The organism is uncultured Veillonella sp. (assembly GCF_915069625.1).
GTDB lineage: Bacteria > Bacillota > Negativicutes > Veillonellales > Veillonellaceae > Veillonella.
Window position 1 is genome coordinate 1 of the sequence record NZ_CAJZFD010000050.1, and the last position, 11,685, is coordinate 11,685.

Below are 11,685 nucleotides of genomic sequence, written 5' to 3' on the forward strand. Positions count from 1 at the left end.
TCTAAAATGGACAAAGATGCGCAAAAATTACTCGTTAGCTTCTATACGATGCGCAACATCCTTCGCGATGGTGGTGCACAAGACTTGATGGCATTGCAATCCATCAACTTCTCCGCTGGTTCTGGTGGTGCTGTGAACAGTACGACACCAAGCATCTGGCCGAGCAAGGGCGTTATTACATCTCCATTTGGTAGCCGCGTAGACCCTGTGACAGGTGCTATTGGTGCGTTCCATGAAGGTATCGACATCGCGGATGACTATGGTTCACAAATCGTGGCGACCGCAGCTGGTGTAGTTACGTTCGCTGGTTATACTGACGGTGGTTATGGTAACCTCGTTGAAATCGATCACGGTAATGGCTTCGTAACACGTTATGGCCATAACAGTGCTGTGCTTGTGACGGTAGGTATGAGTGTAAAACAAGGCCAAACTATAGCCTTGATGGGTAGTACTGGTAAAAGTACGGGTGCTCACGTTCACTACGAGGTACGTTTAAATGGCGCTCCTGTAGACCCTATGATCTTCTTACCAATTAGTAACTAATCGTTGCATTATTTAGAGCTCGATGATGATGTAATTTTCTAATTGTTGAGTAAATAATCTAATAGACTTCATATAAAAGAACTTGTTATATGTGCAAATGCACTATAGCAAGTTCTTTTTCTTTCTTTTTGCATATATATATTGTAAAATAAAAGTATATGAACGGAGGTATATCTATGAAGGCCTATGTACAAGTTTATACCGGCGAAGGCAAGGGCAAAACGACCGCTGCTATTGGTCTAGCCATCCGTGCCATCGGCGCTGGCAAGAAAGTCCTCTTTTTGCAATTTATGAAATCTAAAGTATATAGTGAACATACTATTTTACCTACCTTAAAGAATTTAACCTTGGAAACCGTGGGCAAGCCATTCTTTATCATAAAAGAAGGGATGAAGAGCAAGGATGAACTCGCTAAATGGGGCGATGAAGTCGTTGTCTTTGAATCTGGCAATCCGCCAAAGGACTATGTCGCGCTCATCGAAAAAGGCTACGAACGTGCACTAGCTGCTATCAGCAGTGGTGAGTACGATCTCGTCGTTCTTGATGAATACAACATGGCACTCTTCTTTGAACTCATTACATGGGATAAAACAAAGGCTTTGCTTGATGCTCGTCATCCAGAAACGGAACTCGTATTTACGGGCCGTGGGGCTCCTCAAGAATTAATCGATGAGGCAGACCTTGTAACGGAAATGAAAGAGGTCAAACATTACTACCTTCAAGGCGTAATGGCTCGAAAAGGTATTGAAAACTAATCATAGGTACACCTAAGGAGGTGATGTGGTTGAGTACAGTGGCTATTGTGGCCCTCGTTATTGTGGCCATCATTGCAGCACTCATCTTGATTATCCTACTGACACCAATCACATATAGCATCGAAATCAATGGACGCTCGCCATATCGTGGCGAGGTGCGCGTCAAATGGCTGTGGCGTGTATTTTCACTGCATTTAGCGTATTTGCAGGACAAACCATTTTTTAAGGAATTATACATTTTGGGCATGCTCAAGATTGGTCCTGTGAAAGATTATGAAGAATGGCTTGAAAATCGCGTAGAAGAAGAATACCAAAAGGTGATGGACGACGATGGCGATATGTCGCAAGCGGAAGCCTTCGCCAAGGCGATGCAAGGGGGCGGACAAGGTCCTTCTGCAAGTTCTAGTGGTACTAGCTTTGATGATTTGAAGAGCGCTCAGCGTTCTGACGCTACCTTTAGTGATGAAGAGGCGCCAGGAGCGGGGACTTCTCAAAAGCCGAATGAGCGCATAGAACGTCCTGAACAAGCTTCTAAGGACATGGATGCACAAGCTCGTGCTGATCGGTATGACTCCATTCAGCAAGATCCAACATCTCATATTCAAAGCGATGATGAAACAGTAAGTCGCGTTACTTTCAACAGTGACGGTTCCATTAAGGAAAAGGTATTTACGAAGGTGAATGACCTCAAAACGACGGTGAAACAACGTTTTGAAAAGCCAGATCCAAACGATCCAGTGGCATCATTTAAATCTAAAATTCCTACATTCTGGTTCATGAAACATGTAACAAATACAGAATTGTGGCACCAGCTGTTCCTTGTTTCGAAACGATGCTATGACCACTCTAAACCACGCGATGTGGCTATAGAAGGTCGATTTGGTATCGGTGACCCATATCGTATGGGGATTATCGCATCTATGCTATACAGCATTTGGCCAGAACAAGCTGAGAACATCGAGCTCGATTATGTAAACTGGGCTGGTGAAGGTAGCGGTCACATCAAAGGTCGCATCATTTTAGCTGTTATGGCTTGGCATGGCACAAGATTTTTGCTATCTAAACCAATGCGTTCCCTATTGGGTGAAGGTGCTCGCGTCTTCTGGGTTAAACGGAAGGAAGCTAAGCAGTTAGAAAAGCTGAAAGCCGAACAAGGTCAAACAGCGTAAGGATATATTAAGTCAACTAAGTACATGAGCTAACATAGCAATGATACTTTCACAAAAAGCGGAGGTACTGTGATGGAGAACAGTAATGTAAAAGAGAATTTGGAAGTCCTATTCGAGAAATTCAAAAATATGATTAAGGTGGAAACTGTAGTAGGCGAAGCGGTGCAAATCGGCGATACTACACTTGTTCCATTCGTAGACGTAACATTTGGTTTCGGTACTGGTACAAACCATAACACTGCTAACAAAAATCACGAATGTGGTGGCGGTGGCGGCGGTGCCAAAATGGAACCAAGCGCTATCCTCGTTATTAAAGGCGAACGCATCGAGTTGTTCAACATTAAAGGTAACCCTTACAGCAGCAGCTTCGATCGTCTAATCGGTTTGGTGCCTGACCTCGTGTCCAAATTGAAATCCGATAAATACATTTATTTGAACGATGAACAATAATTCGGTGACGAATTATAAATACTAGGTGAAAGCCGTAATACCCACATGTGTGCTCTGAATATGTCCGTAACGACTGCGATTATAGCTTCAGAGCGTGCCTGTGGGTATTATTTTAACTTCTATAGACTTTCATAAGCAGTTCATAGGGCTTTATTATGCTATGTAACATAGTCTTGTGAAAGTTAGCGAGATTTGTTATAGTAAAAATAGTACACTATTGGATTGTATAGTGACACTTTTATTTCGAGGAGGATTTCAGATGAAATTATCTAAAAAATTAACTACCCTAGCTATCGTTGGTGCTATGTCTGCTACTGCTGCAGTAGCAAGTGCTGCTAACATTGGCTTAGTAAATATGAGCCAAGTAGTAAATAGCTACCCTGGCTATGGTGCATTAGATATGAAAATGCAACAAGTAGACGCTCAATACCGTCCACAAATTGAGAAAAAAGTACAAGAAATTGAAAAAATTCAAGATCAAACTCAAGCAGAAGCTGAATTCAACAAATCCGTAGCTCCATTGCTTCAAAAAGAAAACGAAGAAATTAACAAAATTGCTCAACCTATGATGCAAGCAATTCACAATGCTGTTGAATCCATTCGCGTTGAGAAAAAAATGGATGTAGTATTGGATGATCCATACACAATCCGTGCGGCTGACGCTAACAGCAAAATCGAAAACATTACTAACGAAGTAATTAGCCGTCTTAAAAAATAATATATAACAATGGCCCCTTGTCTGGTTTCAGATGAGGGGCTTTTTGGTTGTATAGGGGAGCTTTCTTTTGAGGTCTTTGATAGGACTTCTTTATGATAGGACTTTTTTATCTATATAGCGAATTTATATACTATAAGAGTTATATCGGAATTTTCTTTAAAATAGATTAGATTATTTCAACTAAGGAGTGAGATCTAATGAAAGATTTTAAAGCGTTAGCCACAGAACGGTATTCGGTTCGAAAATTTGATACGAAACCTGTAGAGCAGGAGAAGGTAGATATAATCTTAGAGGCAGCAAGATTGGCTCCTACGGCTCATAATTATCAGCCTCAACGACTACTTGTATTAAATACAACAGATAGTCTTAATAAGTTAAAAGACTGCACAAATGGTCATTTTAATGCTCCTTTGGCTATTATTGTTTGTTACGATAATCAAGTGAGTTGGAAACGAGAGTACGATGATGCGGATTTAGGCACTGTAGACGCTAGTATTGTAGGCTCTCATATTATGTTCCAAGTCGCAGATATGGGCCTCGGTACAACATGGATTGCTCATTTTGATCCAGCTAAAGTGCGTACGGCTTATAACTTGCCAGATAACATCATTCCTGTAGCTATCTTCCCTATCGGATACCCTCATCCAGACTGCGTACCAGCACCGGGCCATACAAAACGGTGTGATGTAAGTGAGCTAACAATATATAATTCCTTTTAATCTCAAAAAATGTAAGCTCCATAAAAAAGGCGGTTAATCTCAAATGATTAACCGCCTTTTCTTATAGGGTTTATGTTTAAACTAGTTTTTATTCTGGTTTGTGAATAAGGTTTACAACGAATTCGCTGTCTTCTACAAGTGTAGCTTGGATGTAGTTGTCGCCGTTGAATTCTAATACTTGGCCTGGAACAAGTACGTGTTCTTCAGTTTCGTTAAGGAATACTTGTACTTTACCTTTAACTACTGTAAAGATGACATTAGCTTCTGGATGGTTGTGTTTTTCAACCTTTTCACCAGCTTTGCCGCCTTTTTTAACGATTACATAGTTAGGACCTTGGAATAATAAACCTAATTCTTGATTAACTGTGCCTGCCATAATAGACCTCCTAATTCTAGCTTTTATTTTGAAAGCTTACGTTTATACGTAATACGATATGTTAATACATAATAGGATGTATTTATCTTATAGTTACATTATAAATGATATTACTTATCAATGCTGTGCCTATAGCTACAGTTTTAGAAAATAGGGAAGAAATATATAGAAAACTCAAATAGCCAAATATTAGATATGAAAAAACGAGCGCTTTAAACGCTCGTTTTTTGGTACATATATCTGAGAGTAGATACTCTATTATTTTCTACGAATGGAGTATAAACGTGTGCCGTTTTCTTCAGTCGTTACAAGTTCAAAGTTAGGATCAACCGCTTTTACAAAAGCTTCGAACCAAGTTTGGTAGGCAAGGGCCATAAACTTAGGGTCAACGCCCGCTGTACGCCAGTAGCCTGCTTGTAATCTGTGATCCCCAACCCATGTGAATTCATCTGGGCTTTCAGAAACAACTTGGTCACCACCGTCACAAGGCATGCCGTTTACATAGAAGTTTTGAAGTGCATTGTAAATAGCAGGTGCAGTGTGTTCCTCAAGATTGTCTTGCGCCACAACGCCACAAGCTTGACCTTGTACTGCGAATGCATCAAGAATTGCTGTTACTACATGTACGGCTTCGTCGCCGGAGTTAGTGTCGAGCAAATCTTTGATGAAAGCTGCTTCGCGAACGGAAGCGATGTTGATTTGGTTGGACAACCAGCCATGGATATTGCCATGGTCGATGATGTTTTCTAGTGGAATACTAGGGTTGATTGGCTCGCCGTATGTATCTACGGAAATAGAGTGTAATTCCTCTGCCAAATCATCAACAACCTTAGTTGTTTTTTCTAAAATCAAGTTTTCACGCTCAACGAGCAATTGAATTTTACGATATAACCAGTAATGGATGTGACCTAAGAATGCGGACATATTAAGCTCCTTTTCGTGCAGTTTCTAATTTTTGAACTAAATCGTATACATTAACACCGTGAATTTCTGCAGCTTGCCACAATGGTTCAGCTGTAGAAGATGGGCAACCTAGGCAACCCATGCCGATGCTTTGTAATACAGGCACAACATTTGGATATGTATCCACGATGTCGCGAATGATTGTGTCTGGTGTGATAGGAGCACCTGCTTCGAGGCGTGGTGCTTCTGGTTCAGGATCGTTACCATGACCAGGCAAGAACACAGCTGGTTCATCGGATTTGCTTTCAGCTGGAGCACCTTCAAGGTCGCCCAATACAGCCTCTTTAAAAGCCTCTAAACCTATGCGGTCAATGAATTCGCCCATACGTTCAATTTGTGCGTTTTCTTTATAGTATGCAATGATACGATCTACCAATGCAAGAGCTTCTTTTTCAGTTGTTACTTCTGCGATGAGGTCGCCGATGCGTGGATGCGCGCCGCCGCTACCGCCAGCGTATACGTTCCAACCCTCTACAGTACCGATGATACCCACATCTTTCATGCGGCTTTCAGTACAAGAATTAAGACAACCGGATACGCCGATTTTCATTTTGCTTGGCATTTCTTGAGACAAATATTTGCGTTCAATTTGCATGCCAAGATGTACGCTGTCTTGTTTAGCGCGTTTACAGAATGTAGTACCTGGGCAGATTTTTACGCTGCGCACGCGGTTAGAAACAGTGTACGCTGGCTCCATGCCGAGCATTTCCCAAGCTTTATCTACGTCTTCTGCTTTCAAATTCGTAATCATAATGCGTTGGCTGCCAGTCAATTTAAGAACCGCGCCGAACTCATTCGCTACGTCGATATATTTTTGTAATTGTTCTGGTTGAATGAAACCTGCTGGAACGCGAGGTGTAATTGCATAACGGCGTTGGCCGTTTTTAATGCGTTGTAAATTTGCTGCGATTTGTGCCATTGTTAATCCTTTCTCGAGCCCTCTCTGCGGAGAATAGTGGCCTAAACTACTTAGTTAATCTATGTAATTCTTTATATGTAATCTATATACGCCGTTGGGTTTTGTGAAAGCTTCGCACGTATACGTACAGCGTGATGAGATCAACTAGGCGATGCCTCACCAAAACCCGGCGTAACGATCAGTACGGGTATTAAATACTGACCTGATGTTCCTAGTATAAACTATTTTAACATGTAATAATGTAACCTAAGCTACAAAAATGAAAAATTTCAATATTAATTATTAATAGCATACATGATTTTTGATACTACATAGTGTTATTAAATTTACCTAATTGGTAAATTATTTATTTACATTTATATTTGAAGAGGTATAATAGAATTAACCTACTAGGTAAATTATTATAAATGGCCATTTATATTGTATCAACCATTCACTATGATTTGAGAGAGTCGGTGACATATTGGACATACGATATAAGAATAATAAGTTAGAAACAGTTTGTACAGATGCAAATACTGCTAGGCGAGAATATGGACGTGAGATGGCACGTAAAATTCATTTAAGAATTGATCAACTTCGTTTTGCTACATCTATTCAGTATTTGATTTTAAATGGTATAGGTAGGTGTCATAAGTTGGTTGGAGATCGCAAAACTCAATATGCTATGGATTTAGTACACCCTTATAGACTTATTTTTATACATATTGATGGAACGTTTCATGTAGTAGAGATTCAAGAAATTATTGATTATCATTAGTATAGGAGATATACCTATGAAGATATATGAAAGTAAAACTTTTATTGCTATACCGCCTGGAATGACAATAAAAGAGGTTTTAGAAGATAGACATATGTCCCAAAAAGAATTAGCTACACGAATGGATATGAGTGAGAAGCACATTAGTAAGCTCATTAATGGAGAGGTGCCATTAACTCAGGATGTAGCAATGCGTCTTGAACGTGTATTTGGTGTAGAGGCAAGTTTTTGGAATGGATTAGAAGCTAATTACAGAGAGAAGATATTAAAAGTGGAGTATGAAAACTCAATTGATGAAGAAATTAATTTTGCTAAACCTTTTGGTTATGCTAAGCTCGCCCGTTTAGGTATCGTGCCAGAAACCAAAAAGGCAGCTGAGCAGGTTAATAATTTACAGAAGTTTTTTGAGGTAGCTTCTTTAAAAAATGTAGATAATGAAATGGTTATGCCCTTAGTATATGAAAATATTAAGGATATGGAGCCAGCTAAAAAGAGTGCGATTTATACACTGGTACAAATCACGAAAGGTCAGGTGCGTTTTGTAGAGGTAAATTCTTATGATGCAGAGATGCTAAGAAAATTTATACCTAAAATTGAGGACCTTAAGAGTGAACCATTAGCTGGTGTGAAAGAGCCTCTTAAGGATATGTTAGCAGCATGTGGTGTAATTATTGTGTATTTGCCAATTCTTGATAATATAACCTCTATATGTATTACATATTCCAAAGGAAACTCTATTGTTCTTGGTATACCAACGGAAGATACTGATGGTTTTTGGAAGTTATTAGGAGAAGCCCTACATAACTTGGTAGAACGAGATTATCAACGTAGTAATCGCAAATACCGTAACAATGATCCTGTAACTGTGGTGAATTATTGAGCCATATTTTGGTAAGTTTTTAAACACCTCTTTTTTGTAAGTTTGTAAGGGCTTATAGCACTTGTTAGAGGTACCCATTAACGTAAGGACTTTCATAGTACGAGGATTCTTATCCTGTAACAAAATAGCGTATAATAGACATATAGAATATTACTGATATAGGAGATACAATGAAGGTTCTTTACGATACAATTTTGAAAGCAACATATACTGGTCGCCCGAACCGTTTTGTGGTGACCTTAGATTTGAATGGTGAAAGTGTACTCGCGCATTTACCAAATCCTGGGCGCATGTGGGAGCTCTTATTCACTGGTGTAACGATGTACATCGTGCCTCACGATAAGCCTGATGCGAAGACAAAATACCGCGTAGTGGGCATTGAGCGCGATGGTGTCGTAATTATGCTCGATACAAACTACAGTAACGATGTAGCGCAGCATTTGATTGAAAATAAATTAATTCCTGGTTGGGAGGAATGGCGCGTTGTAAGACGAGAGTATACAGTTAAATTACATGGGACATCATCACGCTTTGATTTGCTCCTCACCAATGATAAAGGCGATGAGTTCTTGTTAGAGGTCAAGTCTTGTACGTTATTCTCTAAAACGGGCGCCATGTTCCCTGATGCCATAACCGAACGGGGTCGCAAGCATTTATTACATCTGAAAGAATTACAAAACGAAGGGTACCATACAGGGGTTCTATTCCTCGTACAATGGGATAGAGCGCAGTGGTTCTTACCGGACTACCATACGGATTTAGAATTCGCTCGTACCTTTAAAGAGGTAGCTCCATCTTTAGATTGGAAAGCCGTTGCTGTGACCTGGGATGAGACTTTTACCATGCCCACTGTAACACGAGAATGTTTCTATCCGAGCAGCATCCTCGACACAGAGGCTCACGATAGCGGCGTGTACGTGATGGTCATGCACCTAGACCATGATCTTGATCTTGAAATCGGCTCTAAAGGGATGATGCATTTCAAATCTGGCTACTATATGTACGTCGGCTCTGCGAAGGCAAACTTAACGAAACGCATTGAGCGTCATAAACGAAAACGCAAGAAAATGCACTGGCATCTAGATTACTTCCGCGGTCACTGCGAAATGATAGCAGGTCTTCCGATACGAACTAGCTGGGCTGATGCGGAATGCGCCCTCGCTGATGCGGTCCGTGGCGTTGCCGAATGGGACGTCCCTAAATTTGGCTGCTCTGACTGTGACTGTAAAAGCCACCTATTTGGGATGACGGAAAATCCTATTCATAACAAAGCGTTCATGGATGTAATAGAGAACTATCGAATGAATAAATTGGATGCGCTAGTTAAGTGATTGTTGTTAATGGCGAATAACCTAAAATAGTATGGATGGGGCCCGAATACAAATATGCTAGATTGTTAAAAAAGGGATTCCCTTATCTCTTCGCTCCATAGTGACCTAAGTCGCTCATCAATAAGGGAAGCCCTTTTTATTACGTTATATGTGAGTCCGTCCCATCCATATCTATGTTTTCTATTAACTAGTTGCTTCAACTATTAACAACAAAAGCCCTTTTCCTTTCGCATGGGGCGAGGCCCCTGATGGGGAAAGGGTGTGAAGTAGAGTATCAACAATCAGCTGATGGTATCAATGATTGTGTCTGCAAATTTGATATGAATACTTGATACAAATGGGGAAAAGAGAGAGGTGTGGTTGTGTATGCCTGTGTTTGTTAGGTTTGTGTTGTTGGTTTTGGTGTGTGTTTGTAGTGTTGTATTGGGTGGTTGTACTTCTTCTCGGTTAACGACGCTCGATGCGGATCCGTATACGCCAAATGATGTAAAGGCAATGGTTGAGAAGCGTTTTGCGTCGTATCATCCTCGTCTAGTGTTGCAGGCTTCTGAGGTTGTTACTACAAAGCCTTATAAGCACTATGAATATACGTTTTTTGATGAGAATAATGGCATTGTCTTTACTGCGCGTGCTTCTGTTGAGGTTCCTCAGTTGCCTATTCCTGGTGGTCAACGGGTTACGAACGCAGAGTATAGGTATGCAGAGGCTTATTTAGATCGCTTGAATAGTGAGGTAGCACTGCTTGCTGCAAAGTACAGATTTCAGGTAGCTAATAATGAGGAGCGCAAAGCGCTAATGGATGCTAAGATTATGCGAAAAGAGGATAATAGTACGGTTCCTTTGTTTGAGGAAGGGGATTTTATATTTCTTAATCAAACATCTAATGGTGCTGGTGTAGTGGGTATGTTAGGAGACATATATTCTCTATATAAACCTAATGGTGACGAGACCTTAGTAAGTAGCGTGTATGGCCGTAAGGTTAGCTTTTACTATTTACCAAATGGTGAAACAGACAAGAGCAAGGCTCTGTACCTAATAAGTTTTAAAATTAGAGGGCGGGAAGATTGGCGAGATACCTTAATGAGTGGTGTTGGTTATCAAGATAAGAGTTCTGAGCAGATTGAACGAGATATAATTACCGTTGTTGATCGGGAAATACAACAGGCTGTGCGAGGAAAATAGGTCAGGGAGAGGTGTATCTATGAAGCAGTTGATTAGGTATATATCATTAGTTGTTGTGTGTATTTGTACATTTTTATTGAGCGGTTGTTCTTTTGTGTGGACTACGGAAAATGGTGATCCTGCGACGCCAGAGGATATCAAGTCTAGCGTGGAAAAGGAGTTCGCTGTTGTTCATCCTAATCTTGTTCTCCAGTCCTCTGTAGTGGAACAGGAAAAACCGTTCCAGCGGAATGTGTATGTCTTTTATGATGAAAGCAACGGTTTTTCTTTCACTACGAATTCTGTGGTGCAACGCCCAACCTTGCCGGTTCCAGGTGGTGAAAGATACACGAATGCTAATTTTGCCTATTCACAAGAGTATTTAATTCATTTGAACGCTGCTTTGGTGGAACGTGCTAAGCAACATGGCCTGCGAATGGCCACATATGAGGAAGTCCTAGAACTATCTAAATCTAGCGCACAGCGTGTAGCCGGTACTAATAAGATACCTCTATTTAGATCCAACGAGATTATCTTTGTAGATAAGTCTGTAAAGGGTGAAGATATTCTAACCTTTATGAAATTTATATATAGCGAGTATAAACCGCAAGATAACCCAGCTCTATTGCATCCTCGCGCTGAAAGACACATTGGCATTTACTATTTGCCAAACGGAGAAGAGGACAAAACGAAAGCCCAGTATTTGATAGGTTTTAGGTATAAGGCAAGAAATGACTGGAAAGAAACCATGCTAACAGGCATAGGTAGTACTGGTAATGATACTTCAGGTGTGGAACGAGATTTTGTTAGCATTTTAGATCATATGATAAAGCATGCGGGTCACTAAATAAGGGATAGAGATAGTTATAAGTGTTCAATACGATGATAAAACAGTTGTTTTAGGATTGTAATCCCGAAATATATTGTATTTAATAAAAATA

Annotated in this window: 14 protein-coding genes; 11 read left to right on the top strand and 3 right to left on the bottom strand. The window is 40.4% G+C overall.

Annotated features, from left to right (window positions below; genetic code table 11):
• The 6 genes from QZ548_RS03985 to QZ548_RS04010 form a co-directional block, all read left to right on the top strand.
• Window positions 1-543 (top strand): M23 family metallopeptidase (locus QZ548_RS03985; protein ID WP_295868488.1); only part of this gene is annotated, 543 nt, incomplete at its 5' end.
• A 176-nt stretch (window positions 544-719) separates the two neighbouring features.
• Window positions 720-1,298, top strand: a complete 579-nt coding sequence (locus QZ548_RS03990; RefSeq protein WP_039968824.1) for a cob(I)yrinic acid a,c-diamide adenosyltransferase — start codon at window positions 720-722, stop codon at window positions 1,296-1,298.
• 29 nt (window positions 1,299-1,327) lie between these two features.
• Window positions 1,328-2,467: a hypothetical protein gene (locus tag QZ548_RS03995; protein WP_105090039.1), complete on the top strand. Its 1,140-nt coding sequence runs from the start codon at window positions 1,328-1,330 to the stop codon at window positions 2,465-2,467.
• A 72-nt stretch (window positions 2,468-2,539) separates the two neighbouring features.
• Complete coding sequence (locus QZ548_RS04000; RefSeq protein ID WP_005384862.1) at window positions 2,540-2,917, top strand: GerW family sporulation protein; 378 nt, start codon at window positions 2,540-2,542, stop codon at window positions 2,915-2,917.
• A gap of 259 nt (window positions 2,918-3,176) precedes the next feature.
• The gene (locus tag QZ548_RS04005) at window positions 3,177-3,635 is read left to right on the top strand and encodes an OmpH family outer membrane protein (protein WP_039968825.1); all 459 of its coding nucleotides are present in this window, start codon (window positions 3,177-3,179) and stop codon (window positions 3,633-3,635) included.
• Window positions 3,636-3,832: 197 nt separating this feature from the next.
• Window positions 3,833-4,354: a nitroreductase family protein gene (locus QZ548_RS04010; protein WP_295868492.1), complete on the top strand. Its 522-nt coding sequence runs from the start codon at window positions 3,833-3,835 to the stop codon at window positions 4,352-4,354.
• An 88-nt stretch (window positions 4,355-4,442) separates the two neighbouring features.
• On the opposite strand, the gene QZ548_RS04015 is transcribed toward QZ548_RS04010, so the two are convergent.
• The 3 genes from QZ548_RS04015 to QZ548_RS04025 form a co-directional block, all read right to left on the bottom strand.
• Window positions 4,443-4,730 (bottom strand): cupin domain-containing protein, encoded by a 288-nt coding sequence (locus QZ548_RS04015; protein WP_004694414.1) that lies wholly within the window; start codon window positions 4,728-4,730, stop codon window positions 4,443-4,445.
• A 258-nt stretch (window positions 4,731-4,988) separates the two neighbouring features.
• Window positions 4,989-5,654: a hypothetical protein gene (locus tag QZ548_RS04020; RefSeq protein ID WP_005384869.1), complete on the bottom strand. Its 666-nt coding sequence runs from the start codon at window positions 5,652-5,654 to the stop codon at window positions 4,989-4,991.
• Window position 5,655: 1 nt separating this feature from the next.
• Window positions 5,656-6,612, bottom strand: coding sequence for a DUF1858 domain-containing protein (locus QZ548_RS04025; protein WP_005384870.1), 957 nt, complete (start codon window positions 6,610-6,612; stop codon window positions 5,656-5,658).
• Window positions 6,613-7,075: 463 nt separating this feature from the next.
• Between QZ548_RS04025 and QZ548_RS04030 the strand changes: the two genes are divergently transcribed.
• The 5 genes from QZ548_RS04030 to QZ548_RS04050 all read left to right on the top strand — a co-directional run bounded on the left by QZ548_RS04030 (window position 7,076) and on the right by QZ548_RS04050 (window position 11,591).
• Entirely contained in the window at window positions 7,076-7,372 is a 297-nt protein-coding gene (locus QZ548_RS04030; RefSeq protein WP_295868495.1) for a type II toxin-antitoxin system RelE/ParE family toxin, read from the top strand.
• 16 nt (window positions 7,373-7,388) lie between these two features.
• Window positions 7,389-8,252, top strand: a complete 864-nt coding sequence (locus QZ548_RS04035) for a HigA family addiction module antitoxin (RefSeq protein ID WP_295868497.1) — start codon at window positions 7,389-7,391, stop codon at window positions 8,250-8,252.
• 170 nt (window positions 8,253-8,422) lie between these two features.
• A complete protein-coding gene (sfsA, locus tag QZ548_RS04040; RefSeq protein WP_295868500.1) occupies window positions 8,423-9,583 on the top strand; it encodes a DNA/RNA nuclease SfsA in 1,161 nt (386 codons plus the stop codon).
• 366 nt (window positions 9,584-9,949) lie between these two features.
• Window positions 9,950-10,765: a hypothetical protein gene (locus QZ548_RS04045; RefSeq protein ID WP_295868502.1), complete on the top strand. Its 816-nt coding sequence runs from the start codon at window positions 9,950-9,952 to the stop codon at window positions 10,763-10,765.
• 19 nt (window positions 10,766-10,784) lie between these two features.
• Window positions 10,785-11,591 (top strand): hypothetical protein, encoded by an 807-nt coding sequence (locus QZ548_RS04050; RefSeq protein ID WP_295868504.1) that lies wholly within the window; start codon window positions 10,785-10,787, stop codon window positions 11,589-11,591.
• Window positions 11,592-11,685 lie beyond the last annotated feature (94 nt).